Here is a 17,893-nt window from a genome sequence, read left to right on the forward strand (position 1 = left end):
CAAACCAAGCGCCTAAACAGGTAGCCTTGCCAGCAGCTAGCTTACCAACCAGTCAAAAAGAAAGCAGTAAGTCTGATGCCAAAACACTTCCAAACACAGGAAGTCAGGAACAGATGGCGATGACTGTCTTAGGAACTGTTGGACTATTAGCAGGTCTAGGTCTAGCAAGTCGACGCAGACAAAAGAAATAGACAGAAAGAGAAGGAATTTCCTTCTCTTTTTACTTGAATAAGGCAGTGACTCTTGTTATACTATTTTTAGAAAGGTGATGTAAATATGAAAAAGAAGATGAAATAGGATTGGTTTGCCAGGTTATCGCTCAGCAAGTGATGGCGGCATTGTTTATACTCCAAAGGGGAACTATATTGTATCAATTATGTCCAATGCAGACGGGCGACTAGGCTTACTAAACCCAACTGTTTCAGCCCTTCATGCTATTCACCAACAAATCAAACCCTAATTTTGTTTTTGAAAAAATAATGTAACAATTCTGAAAAGCATAAATTCTTTACAACTTATTTGCGGTATGTTAATATATAAACGTATGGAGATAAGTTATGAAAAAAGAAGATAGTAAAGAATTAAAGTACATTGATAACCGAAGAATGGAGCTGGAAGCACGTTTATCTGCCTTGAGAAATCAACGAGGCTACTTGGGCAAGGAAATTGCTAAGCTTGCAGCAGATTTGAACTCACTTAGCCAGAGAGCCGATTCACTTAGAAAGAGAAGTGGTTAATTGTCTCAGAAGAAGCTCTTCTTGCTTACCTTGAGAAGATTGAAAAGATCGATTTAGAAGCTCCTATTCGGCAAATAACAGAAGATGAAACGTTATTAGAACAGGTAAAAGCACTTGGAAACGGAACCTATCCAGTTTCAAGCGGAGCTTTTCGAGTGGTCGTAAAAGATAACATCGTCATCAATATATTGTTAAATGAAACAGAGTCATAGGAATTGTTACATACTAAGCCGCAATTTGCGGCTTTTTTGTATTGGATAAACATATTTTCTTTTCACTTTTGAACATGGTATAATAGTAAGATAAGGAAAAAGTATGTAAATACAAGTGAAAGAGGAGGAAAACGTTACATGGCAATTATTCAATGGTTTCCGGGCCACATGTCAAAAGCTCGCAGGCAGGTGCAGGAGAACATCAAGCACGTTGATTTCGTGACTATTTTGGTCGATGCCCGCTTGCCCCTATCCAGCCAAAACCCTATGCTGACCAAGATTGTTGGCAACAAGCCCAAGCTAATGATTCTCAACAAGGTCGATTTGGCAGACCCTGTTCGTACCAAAGAATGGCAGAGCTACTTTGAAGGTCAGGGCATTCGTACCCTTGCTATCAACTCAAAAGAGCAAGCGACGGTGAAAAAAGTGACCGACGCAGCCAAGAGTTTGATGAAAGACAAGATTGAACGCCTCCGCGAAAGAGGGATTCAAAAGGAGACCCTGCGAACCATGATTATCGGTATTCCAAACGCTGGAAAATCCACCCTCATGAACCGTCTGGCTGGAAAGAAAATCGCCGTAGTCGGCAACAAACCAGGTGTGACCAAAGGCCAACAGTGGCTCAAGTCCAACAAGGACCTTGAAATCCTTGATACACCAGGTATTCTCTGGCCTAAATTTGAGGACCAGGAAGTTGGACTTAAGTTGGCTCTGACTGGTGCGATTAAGGACCAGCTCTTGCCTATGGACGAGGTCACTATTTTTGGTTTGGACTATTTCAAGGCCAACTATCCAGAACGCCTGCAAGAACGGTTTAAGGGTATGGATTTGGAGCAGGAAACGCCTGAACTCATTATGGACTGGACCAAGAAATTGGGCTTCCGTGATGATTATGACCGTTTCTATAGTCTATTTGTCAAGGACGTTCGAGACGGGCGTTTGGGCACCTATACATTGGATAAGGTGAGTGACTTAGATGGCAACGATTAAGGAAGTGTCTGCTCTGCTGGCTCAGGTGGACAGTCTAGACAACCCTGTCTGGGCGGAACTAGCTCAGGATGAGCGAGCAGGTGTCCAGTCTGCTATCAAGAAACGCCGTAAGGAGCTGGAAAAAGAAGCAGCTGAAGACGCTCGCTTAGAAGCTATGCTATGCTACGAAAAAGCCCTTTATGAAAATGGGGTAGAGTTAATCGCTGGTATCGACGAAGTCGGCCGGGGGCCTTTAGCAGGTCCTGTGGTGGCAGCTGCGGTTATCTTGCCCAAAGGGTGCAAAATCCGCTACCTCAACGACTCCAAGAAAATCCCCAAGTCCAAGCACGAGTCAATCTACCAAGAAGTCATGGAGCGGGCGCTGGCAGTCGGTGTAGGTGTCAAAAATGCAGCTGTCATCGACCAGGTAAACATCTACGAGGCGACCAAGTTAGCTATGTTAGAGGCTTTGGGAAAGCTGAACCAAGAGCCTGAACATCTCTTGATAGATGCAATGAAGTTGGATACCTCCATACCGCAAACCTCTATCATCAAGGGGGATGCCAACAGCCTTTCTATCGCAGCGGCCTCTATCGTGGCCAAGGTGACGCGGGATAAGATGATGGCGGATTATGACAAGGAGTTCTCAGGCTACGGCTTCGCCAAAAATGCAGGCTATGGAACGGCAGAGCATTTGGAAGGCTTGAACAAGCAAGGCATCACGCCCATTCACCGCAAAACCTTTGAGCCCATTAAGTCTATGGTAGCAGGGGGAAACTAGTCTTGACGGTCTTTTTCTGCTTATTTTTAGCGGCTATCGGTTTGTTTGCTCTCATCTATTTCTGGGAGCGGCGGTCGATTTTTATCTCACTGTTTGCCTTGAACATCCTCGTCTGGGCCTTGGCATGGATTATCTCGACAGGCATTCTCGAAAACAATGAAATCTTGCGCTTGCTGGCTATAGCCGTGGCGATGGTGCTTTTTTTAGCCTTATTAAGTGGTCCATTTGTCCTGCTTTTCACGCTTTATCTAAATGGCTTTCAGATTTTGAAGAGAGAAGGGGTTCGCTTCCATAATTTCCTATCCATGGGACTGGCGGTCGCCCTGACTTTCTATCTCTTCATCGCTCCCTTTGTGGTTCAATCCCTTTCAGGTATCAGCTTTTTCAACATGCTGTTCGTCTACGTTGGTTTTTTGGTGTCCTATGCCATTATTATCAGCATGCTCTATACCACGTCTAGCTTTGTCAATTTGGTCAATCTCTTCCCAGGAAAGCTTGATTATGTCGTGGTCTTAGGTGCTGGCTTAATTGGTGACAAGGTAACGCCACTCTTGGCTTCGCGGATTGAAAAAGGCATAGCGATCTACCAGAAACATCCTGGCAGCAAGCTTATCATGTCAGGCGGACAGGGTCCTGATGAACTCCTGGCAGAGGGGCAGGCTATGGCTAATTATGCCTTGGAACAGGGGATTCCTGCGGAAGATATTGTGATAGAAAACCAATCAACCAATACCGAGGAAAACTTGAAATTTTCCTATGCCCTGATGAAACCTGGTTGTCGCTTTGCCCTTGTAACCAATTACTATCACGTTTTCAGAGCTCTGCTATTGGCACGACAATTGAAAATCAAATGTATCGGATACGGCGCAAAAACCAGATTTTATTTTAGCCTTAATGCCTTCATTCGGGAATTTGTAGGCTATGTGGTCATGAGCCGAAAGGCGCATTTGGTATTTTTGAGCATCGTGTCAGCCCTTTATCTGATTGGAGTGATCATCAGTTTAATGCATTAAAAAACAGCCTCTAGCTACATGTCTAGAGGCTATCATTTTATTTAGAGATAGGGCCTTGCCATGCTTCCATACCTTGAGAGAAGGAGTAGGCTGAGTAACCTTGCTCCAACAGGATGTTGTTGGCTTGCTGGCTTCTCTTCCCAGTCTTGCAGATTAGGTAATAGGTCCTAGACTTGTCAGCCTGAAATTTGTCCAAACTTGTAAGTGGGCAATTGATGGCTTGAGGATGGTGACCTCTTACAAATTCATCTGGATCTCGAACATCTAGCAGAACAGCTTGTGGATTTTCAAGCACGTCTGTTAAGCTCTCTAGGGGAAGGGAGTGCAGTTCTGGTGAGAATACTGTCATGGAATGCTTGTCCTTTACATCTTGAAATTAGAAAAAGAATACCAAATTGAGATGTTACTTGTCAAGTTGAGACTTGACAGGCATTGGGGGAGTGTGTAGGATAGATGTAAATCAATAGCTTTAAAGGATGGAGATATGGTAACAGAAAAAGAAAAGATGATTGCAGGAGAATTTTATATTGCAGCTGATGCGGAGTTGAGAGAAATGCGCTCCTTTGCCCGCCAACAGATGAAGCAATTTAACGCTGAACTTGATGGTCAAGTCCGTTCAGAGCAATTGAAAAGCTGGTTGGGGACTACGGGTAAGCGCATCTATATGGAGCCGAATTTCTATTGTGACTACGGCAGCAATATCCATGTGGGTGAGGATTTTTACGCAAATTTTAACTGTACTATGCTAGATGTTTGTCCCATTACCATCGGGAAAAATGCTATGTTAGGTCCCAATGTGCAGCTGCTGACACCCTTGCATCCCTTGGACCCTATTGAACGTAATTCAGGAGTGGAATATGGCGCCCCAATTACCATTGGAGATAACTTCTGGGCTGGTGGCGGTGTGACAATTTTGCCTGGCGTGACCTTGGGAAATAACGTTGTCGTTGGTGCAGGTAGTGTCGTTACCAAATCATTCGGAGATAATGTTGTTTTAGCAGGTAATCCAGCAAGGATTTTGAAGGAGATTAGGAGCAAGAATGAACCATTGTCTAGCCATTGATATTGGTGGAACATTCATCAAATACGGACTTATCGACCAAACTGGACTGATTCTGGAACAAGGAAAGGAGAAGACCCCTCCAACTATTGAGGAATTTTGGCAGATGCTTGAAAACATCATAAGTTCTTATCAGGATTCCGTCAGCGGGCTTGCGATTGCTTGCCCAGGTAATATCGACACTCAAAACGATAGTGTCAAAACAGGGGGCTTAATCCCTTATCTGAGAAATATTCCCTTGGGTCAACGCCTGATGGAAACTTTTGCGTTACCTGTTGAAGTTCTGAATGATGCGGATGCCGCTGGTCTGGCAGAGGCAAAGAGTGGCGTTTTGAAAGATTGTCATTGTGGTGCTGTGCTTGTTCTGGGGACAGGTGTCGGTCTTGCTTTGGTATCAGATGGGCAATTAGTCAATCTTGCCCAGTTACCAGGAAAGGACTTTTTTCATGGGCCCTTGGCAACTGTTGAAGCGAAGGAAACGAGCAAGCCTTTGCAAGATTTAGGGCAAATTCTGGGCCTTCATTGGCGTGGGATCAAAAGCTTGGTAGCCAATTCAGGATCTGCAGTTCAGTTTATTCGCCAAGCCAGTCACCAATTGGCATTGGAGCAGGAAGACGGTAAAGAAGTTTTCCATCAGTTAGAGTCGGGACAGGATTCGTTGTTGCAAGAAAGTTTTACAAACTACTGCAAGGAAATTGCATACTTAATTGTCAATCTCTGTCTTTTGTTGCAGCTGGAAACCCTGGCCATTGGTGGAGGAATCAGTCAGCAAGAACGTTTGATTGAAGGGATTAACCAGGCTTTTGATGAGATTGTAGCAACAGAGCAATTGAGCTTTCAAAGGCAGCCGAATTTTACGATTCAAGCCTGCCGTTACCAAAATGAAGCAAATTTACTGGGAGCATTCTATCATTTTCAAGAGACAGTTTAACTGTTTCTTTTTTTATTGCGAATTAAAAGATAGGAGGTCATATGAACAATTTCGAACTATTTAAACTAAAGATGGCTGGTCTCAGCAATTTGCAACTCAACCGCCTCTTGGCTGCTTACCAAGATTCTACTAAAAAGATCAGTTTAAAAGCAATCTGTCACATTTTAGACTTGAAGAAACCCAGTCTTTTCATGGAAAACTACCATTCTTTGGATAGCAAGGAATGCCGCAAGCTGTTTCAACGTTTTCCTTCCTTTTCAATTCTTGACGATACTTATCCCTTAGAATTGAAACAGATCTACAATCCCCCTGTCTTGTTGTTTTATCAAGGAGATTTGAGTTTGTTGAACCGTTCTAAGATTGGTATTGTCGGCTCTCGAAAAGCCAGCCCAGAAGGGGTCAAGTCAACTGAAAAAATCATAAAAGAACTCCAAAATCAATTTGTGGTAGTCAGTGGATTGGCTCGAGGGATTGATACGGCGGCCCATATGGCTTGTTTGAAGAATGGTGGCAAGACCATCGCAGTGATTGGTTCTGGTTTGGACCAGTATTATCCCAAGGAAAACAAGGCCTTACAGGACTATCTATCCAAGCACCATTTGGTTTTGTCAGAATATCCCGCAGGAACCCAGCCCTTGAAATTTCATTTTCCTGAGCGCAACCGAATCATCGCAGGGCTATCTATGGGGGTGATAGTTGCAGAAGCTCGCTTACGGTCTGGAAGTTTGATTACCTGTGAACGAGCCTTGGAAGAAGGTCGGGAAGTATTTGCTATTCCTGGTAGTATTTTAGAGCAAAATTGGCTTGGATGTTTGCAATTGATAAAAGAAGGGGCAAACTGCATTACATCAGGCATTGACGTGATCAATGAACTAAAAAAATAAAACAAGTTCTCCTATAGGAAAATAAAAATCTTGACAGGCTAGAAAAAATAGTTTATTCTTTTTGAGGTCCTAGAGTTTTATAAGAAGGTATTCTAGAAATTAGTCAAAAGGAATTAAAATGGCAACGAAAACAGCAACTAAGAAAAAAGCAAGCCCTAAAAAGAATTTGGTCATCGTAGAGTCGCCTGCCAAGGCAAAAACGATTGAGAAGTATTTGGGACGGAACTACAAAGTAGTGGCATCTGTTGGACATATTCGTGACTTGAAAAAATCCAGCATGTCGATTGATTTTGAAAATAATTATGCCCCAGAGTATATCAATATTCGAGGAAAGGGTCCTCTAATTAATTCCCTGAAAAAAGAAGCTAAGAATGCCAAACAAGTCTTTCTGGCGAGTGACCCGGACCGTGAAGGAGAAGCAATTTCCTGGCATTTGGCTCATATCTTGGGCTTGGACGAGGCAGACAAAAACCGTGTAGTCTTCAATGAAATTACCAAAGATGCTGTAAAAAATGCCTTCAAGGAACCACGCGCTATTAACCATGATTTGGTTGATGCTCAACAAGCGCGCCGTGTCTTAGACCGTATCGTAGGCTATTCTATTTCACCTATTTTATGGAAAAAAGTTAAGAAAGGTTTGTCAGCTGGCCGTGTGCAATCCGTGGCTCTGAAGTTGATTATCGATCGTGAAAATGAAATCAACCAGTTTAAGCCTGAAGAATACTGGACAATTGATGTAACCTTTAAGAAGGGCAGCAAGAAATTCCAAGCATCCTTCTATGGGTTAGATGGTAAAAAAGTTAAGGTTGAAAACAATGAGCAAGTGAAGGAAATCTTGGCTCGCATACAAGGGAATGATTTCTTGGTAGAGCAGGTTGAGCGTAAGGAACGCAAACGAAATGCTCCGTTGCCTTATACCACATCAACCTTACAGATGGATGCGGCAAATAAGATTAATTTCCGAACCCGTAAAACCATGATGATTGCCCAGCAACTTTATGAAGGAGTTAGCCTTGGAACAGGTGGTTCGCAGGGTCTGATAACCTATATGCGTACCGATTCGACCCGTATCAGCCCAATTGCCCAGAGTCAGGCAGCTGAGTTTATTACAGAACGATTTGGTGCTACCTATTCCAAACATGGCAGTAAGGTGAAAAATGCTTCTGGTGCCCAGGATGCGCACGAAGCCATTCGTCCATCTAATGTTTACCTAACACCAGAATCTGTTGCCAAATACTTGGACAAGGACCAAATTCGTCTGTACACCTTGATTTGGAACCGCTTTGTAGCTAGCCAAATGGCAGCGGCCGTTTTTGATACCATGAGTGTTCGTTTAGGTCAAAATGGTGTGCTCTTCGCAGCGAATGGTAGCCAGATTAAGTTTGACGGCTACATGGCAGTTTATAACGATGCAGATAAAAACAAGATGTTGCCAGATATGGAAGCTGGTGATACTGTCGTACGGACTACAACAAATCCAGAGCAGCACTTTACACAACCACCAGCTCGTTATTCAGAGGCAACCTTGATCAAGACCTTGGAAGAAAATGGAGTTGGTCGTCCATCAACCTATGCACCAACCATTGAAACCATTCAGAAACGCTACTATGTCAAACTGGCAGCCAAGCGCTTTGAACCAACCGAATTGGGAGAAATTGTCAATAAATTAATTGTTGAGTTTTTCCCTGACATCGTCAATGTGACCTTTACAGCTGAAATGGAACAGAAATTGGATGATGTCGAAATCGGCAAGGAAGAATGGCAAAAAATTATTGATGGCTTTTACCAATCCTTTAAAGTGGAGCTTGAGAAGGCAGAAGCTGAGATGGAAAAAATCCAGATCAAGGATGAGCCAGCTGGTTTTGATTGTGAGGTTTGTGGACATGAAATGGTCATCAAGCTAGGTAAATACGGTAAATTTTATGCTTGTAGTAATTTCCCTGACTGCCGTAATACCAAACAAATCACCAAAGAAATCGGCGTAACCTGTCCAGACTGTCAAAAAGGTCAGGTTATCGAGCGCAAGAGCAAACGTAATCGTCTCTTCTACGGTTGCGACCGTTATCCTGAATGTGAATTCACTTCTTGGGACAAGCCAGTTGGTCGTTCCTGTCCAAAATGTGACCATTATCTCGTAGAGAAGAAGGTCCGTGGCGGAGGCAAACAGGTTGTCTGTCCCAATGGAGATTACGAAGAAGAAAAAGTAAAATAAACTATTTAACTGCTCCTAAAAAGGGGCAGTTTTTGTTGAAATTTTCTTGAAAGATAGTATAATAACAATTGTAAAGAAGAGGTGATAAGATATGAAAGCTTATAAACATTATATTTTTGATTTCTATGGAACCTTAGTCGATATTGAAACGGATGAGGGAAAACTGGAACTCTGGGAAAAGATTGCAGCTCTTTACCAAGCCTTTGGCGCTTCCTATCGTCCACGACAGTTGCGCTCTGCCTTTCAACGATTGGCGGCTGAGCAAGAAGAAAGACTCTTGCAGACAGGTCCTTATCAGCATGTCGAAATTGATCTAGAAGAGGTATTTCAAAATTTGCTAACGGTATCGGACACCGATGGTCTCTCTAATCTTAGACCCCAAGACTTAACAACTTTTGGTCAAACAGTTGGAGCCATGTTTCGTATACTTTCTCGAGAGAAATTGGAGGCATATCCCAATACTCTCAGCAGTTTGAATGCCTTGAAAAAAGTAGGAGCCAAGCTCTATATTTTATCCAATGCCCAACGTGTCTTCAGTCAGGCTGAAATGGAGTTGACAGGTTGTGCTAGCTTGATGGAAAAAATCTATATGTCATCAGACTTTCGTATAAAAAAACCAGAGCCTGCTTTTTTGGAATTACTTTTGGAAGAGCAACAAGTCAAGATGGATGAGGCGGTCCTTGTTGGCAATGATTTGACGACGGACATTGCTATTGCACAGGAGCTTGGGATGGATGCAATTCTCTTGAATACCTTTCCTTACTCGCAAGAGGAGATTCAAGCTTTTCGAGATTTAGGCTGGAAATTTGAAGTCGTCGAGGATATTTCTGAACTTGTCTCTTCTCATGGGCAAGAGTAACAGTTACAGCTTTTAATTGCTGCAAGATAGATAAAACTGCTTTCCGATGAACTGAATCTTAGTAGGAAGACTACAGGAGACTGGTCATTTAAATTTTATAATAAAATGGGATGTATTTTTGACAATATTGGCTATACTAACCTTAGTACGGTAGAAAGTGGAGCGTTTGATATCAAAAACATTCTGAAAAGATGGATATTGTGAACCGCCCCCCAAAAGTTAGTTTTTTCTGTCTAACTTTTGGGGGGCGGTTCAATTTCGTCACTATTCAATATTATTTATAACAAAAAATGATGGTGTTGGTCTTGAACTTTGATAAAAAATTATCTCTAATTGGGATACTTGAGATAATCAACTTGTCTTTACACAACATTTCCTCATTTTATGGTTAATCTGAGTTTAAGATATGAAATGTTTTGGGTTTAGCATGTATTAATTAGAACAATGTGTAAAGCTAAAAAAAATATCAGAGATAAATGCTAGTAAGTTATTCATTGAATTTAAGACCAAAAGTTTCTTTTATGGCCTCTACCATCTTTTCAGGAGAATCACTTGAAAAATATTTGATACGAGAATCGGATTGATGCGCTACCGTATCAAATGCAAAAACCGGTTTAGATAGAGATAGAGCTTGCTGAACAATATTATCAACCTCGGCTCCCTCGTTGATATCTAAATAACAACCGACTTGTTGTAAAAGAGAAACTGTACGCTCTGGACCACTAAAACGTGTATAGAGATGACAGTTAGCAAACCGATTATAAGCCATAAGTGTTTCAGATATATTTGTTGGAGCAGCGATATGAAAATCAACTTCCGGTAATTCTTCTAATAAGTATGATAAATGTTCAATTTTATCTGAAAAAGTGAGAATCGCAACTTGATAAGGAGACTGATAACGAGTCTTTATGATATTGCCAGTTCCGTGTATTGTACTATTGGAAGGAATATCTTTAGTGACTACTGTCCCTGCACCAATAATTACATTGTCCCCAATTGTCACTCCCTTCGTAATGACTGCATTAGCTCCTATCCAACAATCTTTTCCAATACTTACATTGGCTTTTGTGATTCCCCAGTGATCAATATGGTAACTAGAATAAAGATGATCTTGATCATAGATTCGAGCACCATCTCCGATCATTGTTCCGCTACCAATACTAATGGAATGAGCACAACGAATGGTACAATGTTCATTGATAAAGACACTATCTCCTAATTTTAATTGTGCACCAGGAAAGACATCTAAACTCGAAAAACTTCGCATTTCTACCCATCGTCCAATCTCCAATTTGGCGCTAGGATGAATAGTTATTGAATGAAAATTTCCCACAAAACGAATTGAATTTTCTGACATGTTGTTTTTCCTATCGAATGTTATTTTTAAAAATTAAAGCAGCGATGGTCATTTATTATTAAGTCGATATTCTAGACGTAAGCTACATTTAAATCATATCATATTACTGATACTTTGACAAACTGGTAAAACAGGAACGAGATGGATTTTAATGATAACATTTTTCTCTATTTTCTGATATACTAGATAGGTTAAAAAATTTAGAAAGGTTCTGTTTTGGGTCATTCCCAATCAGTAGTCAGATTTTCTGGCTAGAGGTATTAGTTTCATGTCTCAAACCCACATTAACGTTATCGGAGCTGGCTTAGCTGGCTCAGAAGCTGCTTATCAGATTGCCAAACGTGGCATTCCTGTCAAACTCTATGAGATGCGTGGTGTCAAGCCGACTCCTCAGCACAAGACCGACAAGTTCGCCGAGTTGGTTTGTTCCAACTCTTTCCGAGGCGATAGTTTGACCAATGCTGTCGGTCTGCTCAAGGAAGAAATGCGTCGCTTGGATTCCATTATCATGCGAGCTGGTGAGGCCCACCGTGTGCCTGCTGGCGGTGCTATGGCTATGGACCGTGAGAATTTCTCTCAAGCAGTCACAGATGAAATTCACAATCACCCGCTGATTGAAGTCATTCGTGGCGAGATTACAGAGATTCCTGAAGATGCCATTACAGTTATTGCGACGGGGCCTTTGACGTCTGACGCCTTGGCGGAGAAGATTCACGCCCTCAACGGTGGCGATGGTTTTTACTTCTACGATGCGGCAGCACCGATTGTCGACAGCTCGACCATTAACATGGACTTGGTTTATCTTAAGTCCCGTTATGATAAGGGAGAGGCTGCCTATCTCAATGCTCCGATGAACAAGGAGCAGTTCACCGCTTTCTATGAAGCCTTGATTTCAGCCGAGGAAGCACCTCTTAACTCCTTTGAAAAAGAAAAATACTTTGAAGGCTGTATGCCCATTGAGGTCATGGCCAAACGTGGTATCAAAACCATGCTCTATGGCCCGATGAAGCCAGTTGGTCTGGAATACCCAGAAGATTACAAGGGCCCACGTGATGGCGAATACAAGACACCTTACGCAGTTGTGCAACTCCGTCAGGACAACGCAGCAGGTAGCCTTTACAACATTGTTGGCTTCCAAACTCATCTCAAGTGGGGCGAGCAGAAGCGGGTCTTCCAGATGATTCCAGGACTTGAAAATGCGGATTTTGTCCGCTACGGCGTAATGCACCGCAATTCCTACATGGATTCGCCAAACTTATTGGAACAGACCTTTGCGACCAAGAAAAATCCTAATCTTTTCTTTGCAGGTCAAATGACAGGAGTAGAAGGCTATGTCGAGTCTGCTGCCTCTGGCTTAGTGGCTGGTATCAACGCTGTTCGCCGTTTCCGTGGTGAAGAGCCGGTCATCTTCCCGCAAACAACAGCCATCGGAGCTCTGCCATTCTACATCACCCACACCGAAAGCAAGCACTTCCAGCCTATGAATGTCAACTTTGGTATCATCAAGGAGCTGGACGGACCGCGTATCCGCGACAAGAAGGAGCGTTACGAGGCAATAGCAGAGCGTTCCCTCAAGGACTTGGAAGAGTTTTTGGCTTACTAAGATATTTAGACTACCATCAGACACCTTCGGGTGTCTTTTTGCTAATATTGACATTTTGGGGAGTTCAGGTTATACTGTTTACAGAGTAAACATTCGGAGGTGTCAATATGCATACTCTTTCAAAACCTATTGCAGTGCGATTTGATGAAGATTTGGTCCAGTTGATTGAAGAAGTGTCTGCTGGTCAGCACATGACCAAGACGGACTTCATTCGAGAAGCTGTTTTAGAGAAATTAGAAGATATGTACGATCTTGCCAAGGCAGAAAAAACCTACAAAGAGTGGGCTGACAGCAGTAAGAAAACCTATAGTCACGAAGAAATGATGAAGCGCTATGGCTAAGTATCGCGTGGACTATGCCCCAAGTTTCTTTGAAGATATGGATAAGCTCGACAAGGGAACCAGTCGGCAGATTGCTAGGTGGATTGATAAACATTTAGTGGATGTGGTCTTTCCGCGTTCTCCTGGAAAGTATCTGACGGGTCATTTAGCGGGCTATGTCCGCTTCCGTGTTGGGAACTATCGTATCATTGCTGTGGTTGATGAAGGAGAATTGGTCTTGCTCAATCTCCATGTCGGACATCGCTCCGATATTTATAAGAAGTTGAAATGAGAGAATTTCATAGCAGACACCTTCGGGTGTCTTTTGTGTTATACTGGGATTAGAAAAGCGAAGGAGAAATGAATGAATCACCATACTTGGAAGGGGATTATCCTGAAGAAACAGGGCTTATTAAAACCTCAATCTGTTCAGCAAATCTGCCAAAACCTCAATGGTTTGCAGGCTCAGTTTCAGCCCTATGTTCATGTCGGATTTCGCAACCGTATGACAGCGGAGGATTTCCATGAGGGTAGCTGGCAGGAGGAGCTGACTCGTCAGTGGTCCATTCGGCGAACGGTCCATGCCTATCTCAAGTCGGAAATTCCCCTCTATATCCACGAGGGGCGGCTGGCCAGCACTGAATACTTAAAGACAGAAGGACGGGACGGGTTTAGCCCACAGACCAAGCAGAAATATCACCAGCTGATTTTAGAAGCCCTTGAGGAAGGTCCTATGACCCGCGAGGAGCTCAAGGCCCTTTGCCGTGCGAAAAAGATGACGCAGGAAGAGGAGAAGCAGGTCTTTAGTGCCTGGGGCGGCCTCTTTCGCTACATGGTCGAGCGTGGGGAAGTCTACCAAGAGTACGGAGCCAAGCGTTTTCATCGTCTGACAGACTTTCAGCCTCTTTCTCGGGAAAAAGCAGAGCTGGAAATCGCTCGACGGTATTTTGCAGGTTTTGGACCTGTCAGCCTAGCCGATGCCCGTTACTATTTCAAGGAAAATAAATCGACAGTCCTAAATTGGATGAAGCAATTAGACTTGAAAACCCTTGAAGTGGCTGGGGAAGAACGTTTTTATCTGGGAGAGTTGAAAGAAGCTCAACTGCCTGACTGCCTCTTCATAGCAGGATTTGACCAACTCTTACTAGGCTATGAAAAGAAAGCCAATCCCTTTTTTGACCCCAAGTATATCCGCCAGATTTATACACTGACAGGCATTGTCAAACCCGTTGTTTTCTACAAGGGACGCTTGGTTGCGACCTGGCGACGAGATAAGGACAGGATTGAACTGGCAATCTTTGAAAATCTGACCAGTCGTGAACAGAAAGAACTGGAATGTTACCGTCAAGTCAACGAGGAACGCTTAAAAACGGAGCATTAATTGTTCGGAAAATCCGAAAATTGCAAATAAATAACTAAATTTTCTGAATATTTCATAAAAACTATGATATAATACTGGAAATACAGTGAGAAAGAGCTAGAAATGAACAAATCTTACTTTTATTTAGATATGAAAACCCATGAATTGCAGGTCCCTTATCTCAAGCAAAATCGCCGTGTTCGTGTCCTTTTGCCAAAGAACTACGAAGAAGATACAGACAAACGCTATCCTGTCGTTTATTTTCATGATGGACAAAATGTTTTGTATAGCAAGGAGGCCTTTTCAGGCCATTCTTGGAAGGTGATTCCAGCCATCAAGAGAAACCCAGACATTAGCCGCATGATTGTGGTGGCCATTGATAACGACGGCTACAACCGTATGCATGAGTATTCCGCTTGGAAATACAGTGAAACTAGCATTCCTGGTGTCCAGTTTGGCGGCAAGGGAACGGAGTATGCGGAGTTTGTCATGGATGTAGTCAAGCCCTTCATTGATCAAAATTACCGTACCAAGTCTGACAAGGCCCACACAGCTATGATCGGCTCATCCTTGGGAGGCAATATCACCCAGTTTATGGGCCTAGCCTATCAGGACCAGATTGGTTGTCTGGGAGTCTTTTCATCAGCTAACTGGCTTCACCAAGAAGCTTTTGATCGTTACATTGAGCGTCAAAACTTGGACAGGGACCAAAGGGTTTATATCTATGTTGGGACAGAGGAAGCAGATGACACTGATAAAACGCTCATGGCTGGCAATATTAAACAAGCTTACATCGATTCTTCTCTGACCTATTATCGACAGTTGGTTGCAGGAGGTGTTGATTTGGACAATTTAGCCCTTGAAATTATCTCAGGTGCCATTCACAATGAAGAAGCCTGGGCCCAATACCTACCAGATTGCCTGCGTTTTTTGAGCGAGAAATGGTAAAAAGTAGAAATTAGAAATTAGTTAGGAGAAATGCTATGCATGTTGAATTTTTAAGTCATTGGTCAGGTAATCTTGGCAGAGAAATGAATCTAAATCGTTATGGTCACGCAGGGATTCCTGTTGTTGTCTTTGCTTCATCAGGCGGATCTTACAACGAATATGCTGATTTTGGGATGATTGAAGCTTGTCGTGGCTCGATTGAAGCTGGTCAAGTTCAGTTCTTTACTTTAACCAGTTTTGATACAGAAAGCTGGTTGGCAGATTGGAAATCTATTCACGATAAGGCTGAGGCTCACCGTGCCTATGAACGATATGTGATTGAAGAGGCTGTACCATTTATCAAGCATAAAACTGGCTGGTTCGATGGTATGATGACAACTGGTTGCTCAATGGGGGCCTACCATGCCTTAAACTTCTTCCTGCAACATCCAGATGTTTTCACAAAAGTTATCGCCCTTTCAGGTGTCTATGATGCTCGTTTCTTCAACAACAATCAAGACTATGGCAATGATGATGTCGTTTATCAGAACTCACCATCTGACTATATCTGGAACCAAAACGACGGTTGGTTTATTGATAAATACCGACAGGCTGATATTATCGTCTGCACAGGTTTGGGCGATTGGGAACAAGACGGTCTGGACTCATTCTACAACCTAAAACGTGCCTTTGAAGAGAAGAATATCCCAGCTTGGTTTGATACTTGGGGAACAGATGTGGCCCACGATTGGGTTTGGTGGAGAAAGCAAATGCCATTCTTCCTTCATTCTATCGGACTATAAGGAGTTTTGCCTATGAATTATCTTGTAATTTCACCTTTTTATCCAGAAAATTTTCAACCATTCACCATTGAATTGGCTAAAAAAGAAGGCGTTACGGTTCTAGGTATCGGGCAAGAACCATACGATCAATTGCCTGAAGAACTTCGTAATGCCTTAACAGAATACTTCCGTGTTGAAAATCTTGAAAACTTGGATGAAGTCAAGCGTGCAGCAGCCTTTCTTATTTACAAGCATGGTCCAATCGATCGAGTGGAATCACACAATGAGCACTGGTTGGAAAATGACGCCGCACTCCGTGAACAATTTAATATCTTTGGAGCTAAGCCAAAACACCTGAAGAAGACAAAGTTCAAGTCTGAGATGAAAAAATATTTCAAAAAAGCAGGTGTTCCTGTTGTGCCAGGTATGGTTGTCAAATCGGAGAAAGACATTGATAAGGCTGTTAAGACAATTGGCTTTCCAATGATTGCCAAGCCTGACAATGGTGTTGGAGCATCAGGTACCTTTAAATTGACCAAAAAAGCTGATTTGGAGACCTTTAAAGAGGCTTGGGATGGACAAACAGCCTATTTCTTTGAGAAATTTGTCAACTCAAGCATTATCACAACCTACGACGGATTGGTGGACAGCAAGGGAAATGTTGTTTTCGAAACAGGTTTGACCTATGTTCATACTCCTCTGGAACTGATGTTGTCTAGAAAGGACAATGCTTACTTCATCGAAAAAGAACTAGATCCAAAATTAGTAAAATATGGTCGCGCGATTATCAAAGCCTTCGGTATGAAAGAGCGCTTCTTCCACATCGAATTCTTCAAGAACGGTAAAGATTATATCGCGATTGAATACAACAATCGTATGGCAGGTGGCTTCACTGTAGAAGCTTACAACTATGCGCATTCTATCGACCTTTTCCGTGATTATGCCAATGTAGTGACAGGTGGAACAGTTGAAGAGCGTAGATTTGAACCTCAATACTGCTTAGTAGCAACTCGCCGAGATACGACCGAATATGTTCATTCAGCAGATGACATTCATCAACGATTTGCTGGCAAGATTAAAACCGTCAAACGCATGCCAGATGCCTTTGCAGAGCTGCAAGGAAATGATGCTTATCTACTTGTGACGGAAAGCAAGGAAGAATTAGACGATATGATTGCCTTTATTGGTAAAACAAAATAGACTAGATTAGAAGACGCCAGAAATGGTGTCTTTTTTTCTTTCCTTACAAAGCTGTAAGTTTTTTAATCAGAACTGTAAGAGAGCGCAGGTGGAATATTTCCTATAATAGACTCATAAGAAATAGAAAGAAGGAAATAACATGTCATTCAAATTTTTACAAGCAAAGAGAATCGAAGAAAAGGTATTCTCAGAAAAAGAGAAAGCTGAACTCATGGAACAAGCCTTGTTCTTAGAAGAGCTCGCCCATGATTTGCAAAGTATAAGATTTATGGCATACTAGAGGGAAGAAACTATGAAACAGAAAGTATTTGGCATGCTGGCTTTTGGCAGTATAATGCTAACCGCTTGTTCTTCCTCTTCAGCAGGCCTTAGCTTTGACGAGAGTTATCAAACCTTTCATTACAAGGGAAAAGACTATGCCGTTAGCAAACAGGAAGTTGCCGAAGATAGTGTTCAAGGAACAGAAGTTCAGTTTATGGAATGGCCTGTTGTCAAAGAAGAAGGGGCAGTGAAAAAGACAGTATCCTTGAATAATCTCTATATAACCACTAGCAATGACTGGGCCATCGGTGTCCAGGATGGTTATTATAAGGTGGTTTTAGAAGATAATATTGCTGAATCAGACCGAATCGACTATCAAGCATTACTTGATGCAGTTGATTTATCCAAAGAAAACAATTAGGAGT

The 17,893-nt window shown here is 42.5% G+C and carries 22 protein-coding genes; 20 read left to right on the plus strand and 2 right to left on the minus strand.

The genetic code is table 11. From position 1 onward, the window contains the following. From JNG37_RS04985 to JNG37_RS05010, 6 genes are all read left to right on the plus strand, one after another. On the plus strand, positions 1-191 hold a 191-nt coding region (locus tag JNG37_RS04985; RefSeq protein ID WP_202848238.1), incomplete at its 5' end, for an LPXTG cell wall anchor domain-containing protein. A gap of 113 nt (positions 192-304) precedes the next feature. Further along, the gene (locus JNG37_RS04990; protein ID WP_187321593.1) at positions 305-460 is read left to right on the plus strand and encodes a hypothetical protein; all 156 of its coding nucleotides are present in this window, start codon (positions 305-307) and stop codon (positions 458-460) included. A gap of 97 nt (positions 461-557) precedes the next feature. Beyond that, positions 558-737, plus strand: coding sequence for a hypothetical protein (locus tag JNG37_RS04995; protein WP_158454847.1), 180 nt, complete (start codon positions 558-560; stop codon positions 735-737). 350 nt (positions 738-1,087) lie between these two features. Further along, the gene (ylqF, locus tag JNG37_RS05000; RefSeq protein WP_158454849.1) at positions 1,088-1,939 is read left to right on the plus strand and encodes a ribosome biogenesis GTPase YlqF; all 852 of its coding nucleotides are present in this window, start codon (positions 1,088-1,090) and stop codon (positions 1,937-1,939) included. Further along, the gene (locus JNG37_RS05005; protein WP_158454851.1) at positions 1,926-2,699 is read left to right on the plus strand and encodes a ribonuclease HII; all 774 of its coding nucleotides are present in this window, start codon (positions 1,926-1,928) and stop codon (positions 2,697-2,699) included. The genes ylqF and JNG37_RS05005 overlap by 14 nt, the downstream gene beginning before the upstream one ends. A gap of 2 nt (positions 2,700-2,701) precedes the next feature. Further along, complete coding sequence (locus tag JNG37_RS05010; protein WP_158454853.1) at positions 2,702-3,712, plus strand: YdcF family protein; 1,011 nt, start codon at positions 2,702-2,704, stop codon at positions 3,710-3,712. A gap of 37 nt (positions 3,713-3,749) precedes the next feature. On the opposite strand, the gene JNG37_RS05015 is transcribed toward JNG37_RS05010, so the two are convergent. Continuing rightward, entirely contained in the window at positions 3,750-4,061 is a 312-nt protein-coding gene (locus JNG37_RS05015) for a rhodanese-like domain-containing protein (RefSeq protein ID WP_158454855.1), read from the minus strand. Between the two features lie 135 nt (positions 4,062-4,196). On the opposite strand from JNG37_RS05015, the gene JNG37_RS05020 reads away from it, so the two are divergent. The 5 genes from JNG37_RS05020 (at position 4,197) to JNG37_RS05040 (ending at position 9,658) form a co-directional block, all read left to right on the plus strand. Beyond that, complete coding sequence (locus tag JNG37_RS05020; protein ID WP_158454857.1) at positions 4,197-4,775, plus strand: sugar O-acetyltransferase; 579 nt, start codon at positions 4,197-4,199, stop codon at positions 4,773-4,775. Continuing rightward, the gene (locus tag JNG37_RS05025) at positions 4,753-5,703 is read left to right on the plus strand and encodes an ROK family protein (RefSeq protein ID WP_158454859.1); all 951 of its coding nucleotides are present in this window, start codon (positions 4,753-4,755) and stop codon (positions 5,701-5,703) included. The genes JNG37_RS05020 and JNG37_RS05025 overlap by 23 nt, the downstream gene beginning before the upstream one ends. A 41-nt stretch (positions 5,704-5,744) precedes the next feature. Then, positions 5,745-6,587: a DNA-processing protein DprA gene (dprA, locus tag JNG37_RS05030; protein WP_158454861.1), complete on the plus strand. Its 843-nt coding sequence runs from the start codon at positions 5,745-5,747 to the stop codon at positions 6,585-6,587. Positions 6,588-6,705: 118 nt separating this feature from the next. Continuing rightward, positions 6,706-8,799, plus strand: coding sequence for a type I DNA topoisomerase (gene topA, locus JNG37_RS05035; protein WP_158454863.1), 2,094 nt, complete (start codon positions 6,706-6,708; stop codon positions 8,797-8,799). Between the two features lie 91 nt (positions 8,800-8,890). Further along, a complete protein-coding gene (locus JNG37_RS05040; RefSeq protein ID WP_158454865.1) occupies positions 8,891-9,658 on the plus strand; it encodes an HAD family hydrolase in 768 nt (255 codons plus the stop codon). A gap of 487 nt (positions 9,659-10,145) precedes the next feature. On the opposite strand, the gene JNG37_RS05045 is transcribed toward JNG37_RS05040, so the two are convergent. Further along, positions 10,146-11,015 carry an acyltransferase gene (locus tag JNG37_RS05045; RefSeq protein WP_158454867.1) on the minus strand — a complete coding sequence of 290 codons (870 nt, stop codon included), beginning with the start codon at positions 11,013-11,015 and terminating at the stop codon, positions 10,146-10,148. A gap of 268 nt (positions 11,016-11,283) precedes the next feature. On the opposite strand from JNG37_RS05045, the gene trmFO reads away from it, so the two are divergent. The 9 genes from trmFO (at position 11,284) to JNG37_RS05090 (ending at position 17,889) form a co-directional block, all read left to right on the plus strand. Continuing rightward, positions 11,284-12,618 (plus strand): methylenetetrahydrofolate--tRNA-(uracil(54)-C(5))-methyltransferase (FADH(2)-oxidizing) TrmFO, encoded by a 1,335-nt coding sequence (gene trmFO, locus JNG37_RS05050; RefSeq protein ID WP_158454869.1) that lies wholly within the window; start codon positions 11,284-11,286, stop codon positions 12,616-12,618. A gap of 107 nt (positions 12,619-12,725) precedes the next feature. After that, complete coding sequence (gene relB / locus JNG37_RS05055) at positions 12,726-12,959, plus strand: type II toxin-antitoxin system RelB family antitoxin (RefSeq protein ID WP_158454871.1); 234 nt, start codon at positions 12,726-12,728, stop codon at positions 12,957-12,959. After that, positions 12,952-13,230 (plus strand): type II toxin-antitoxin system RelE family toxin, encoded by a 279-nt coding sequence (locus JNG37_RS05060; protein WP_158454873.1) that lies wholly within the window; start codon positions 12,952-12,954, stop codon positions 13,228-13,230. The genes relB and JNG37_RS05060 overlap by 8 nt, the downstream gene beginning before the upstream one ends. Positions 13,231-13,302: 72 nt before the next feature. Then, complete coding sequence (locus JNG37_RS05065) at positions 13,303-14,319, plus strand: DNA glycosylase AlkZ-like family protein (RefSeq protein ID WP_158454875.1); 1,017 nt, start codon at positions 13,303-13,305, stop codon at positions 14,317-14,319. Positions 14,320-14,421: 102 nt separating this feature from the next. Continuing rightward, positions 14,422-15,246, plus strand: coding sequence for an alpha/beta hydrolase (locus JNG37_RS05070; protein ID WP_158454877.1), 825 nt, complete (start codon positions 14,422-14,424; stop codon positions 15,244-15,246). A gap of 35 nt (positions 15,247-15,281) precedes the next feature. Then, positions 15,282-16,028, plus strand: coding sequence for an esterase family protein (locus JNG37_RS05075; RefSeq protein ID WP_158454879.1), 747 nt, complete (start codon positions 15,282-15,284; stop codon positions 16,026-16,028). Between the two features lie 12 nt (positions 16,029-16,040). Continuing rightward, the gene (locus JNG37_RS05080) at positions 16,041-17,207 is read left to right on the plus strand and encodes an ATP-grasp domain-containing protein (RefSeq protein WP_158454881.1); all 1,167 of its coding nucleotides are present in this window, start codon (positions 16,041-16,043) and stop codon (positions 17,205-17,207) included. Between the two features lie 139 nt (positions 17,208-17,346). Then, the gene (locus tag JNG37_RS05085) at positions 17,347-17,487 is read left to right on the plus strand and encodes a hypothetical protein (RefSeq protein ID WP_015646829.1); all 141 of its coding nucleotides are present in this window, start codon (positions 17,347-17,349) and stop codon (positions 17,485-17,487) included. A gap of 12 nt (positions 17,488-17,499) precedes the next feature. Then, positions 17,500-17,889, plus strand: coding sequence for a NisI/SpaI family lantibiotic immunity lipoprotein (locus JNG37_RS05090; RefSeq protein ID WP_158454883.1), 390 nt, complete (start codon positions 17,500-17,502; stop codon positions 17,887-17,889). Positions 17,890-17,893: the final 4 nt, after the last annotated feature.

Origin of the sequence: Streptococcus suis (assembly GCF_016775005.1) — a bacterium.
Taxonomy (GTDB): Bacteria; Bacillota; Bacilli; order Lactobacillales; family Streptococcaceae; genus Streptococcus; species Streptococcus suivaginalis.

Coding starts and splice junctions, on each gene's coding strand:
- JNG37_RS05075 (WP_158454879.1), top strand. CDS start 15,282: ATGCATGTTGAATTTTTAAGTCATTGGTCAGGTAATCTTGGCAGAGAA.
- dprA (WP_158454861.1), top strand. CDS start 5,745: ATGAACAATTTCGAACTATTTAAACTAAAGATGGCTGGTCTCAGCAAT.
- JNG37_RS05025 (WP_158454859.1), top strand. CDS start 4,753: ATGAACCATTGTCTAGCCATTGATATTGGTGGAACATTCATCAAATAC.
- JNG37_RS05085 (WP_015646829.1), top strand. CDS start 17,347: ATGTCATTCAAATTTTTACAAGCAAAGAGAATCGAAGAAAAGGTATTC.
- JNG37_RS05040 (WP_158454865.1), top strand. CDS start 8,891: ATGAAAGCTTATAAACATTATATTTTTGATTTCTATGGAACCTTAGTC.
- trmFO (WP_158454869.1), top strand. CDS start 11,284: ATGTCTCAAACCCACATTAACGTTATCGGAGCTGGCTTAGCTGGCTCA.
- JNG37_RS05090 (WP_158454883.1), top strand. CDS start 17,500: ATGAAACAGAAAGTATTTGGCATGCTGGCTTTTGGCAGTATAATGCTA.
- JNG37_RS04995 (WP_158454847.1), top strand. CDS start 558: ATGAAAAAAGAAGATAGTAAAGAATTAAAGTACATTGATAACCGAAGA.
- JNG37_RS05005 (WP_158454851.1), top strand. CDS start 1,926: ATGGCAACGATTAAGGAAGTGTCTGCTCTGCTGGCTCAGGTGGACAGT.
- JNG37_RS05065 (WP_158454875.1), top strand. CDS start 13,303: ATGAATCACCATACTTGGAAGGGGATTATCCTGAAGAAACAGGGCTTA.
- JNG37_RS05020 (WP_158454857.1), top strand. CDS start 4,197: ATGGTAACAGAAAAAGAAAAGATGATTGCAGGAGAATTTTATATTGCA.
- topA (WP_158454863.1), top strand. CDS start 6,706: ATGGCAACGAAAACAGCAACTAAGAAAAAAGCAAGCCCTAAAAAGAAT.
- JNG37_RS05070 (WP_158454877.1), top strand. CDS start 14,422: ATGAACAAATCTTACTTTTATTTAGATATGAAAACCCATGAATTGCAG.
- relB (WP_158454871.1), top strand. CDS start 12,726: ATGCATACTCTTTCAAAACCTATTGCAGTGCGATTTGATGAAGATTTG.
- JNG37_RS05015 (WP_158454855.1), bottom strand. CDS start 4,061: ATGACAGTATTCTCACCAGAACTGCACTCCCTTCCCCTAGAGAGCTTA.
- JNG37_RS05080 (WP_158454881.1), top strand. CDS start 16,041: ATGAATTATCTTGTAATTTCACCTTTTTATCCAGAAAATTTTCAACCA.
- JNG37_RS05060 (WP_158454873.1), top strand. CDS start 12,952: ATGGCTAAGTATCGCGTGGACTATGCCCCAAGTTTCTTTGAAGATATG.
- JNG37_RS05045 (WP_158454867.1), bottom strand. CDS start 11,015: ATGTCAGAAAATTCAATTCGTTTTGTGGGAAATTTTCATTCAATAACT.
- ylqF (WP_158454849.1), top strand. CDS start 1,088: ATGGCAATTATTCAATGGTTTCCGGGCCACATGTCAAAAGCTCGCAGG.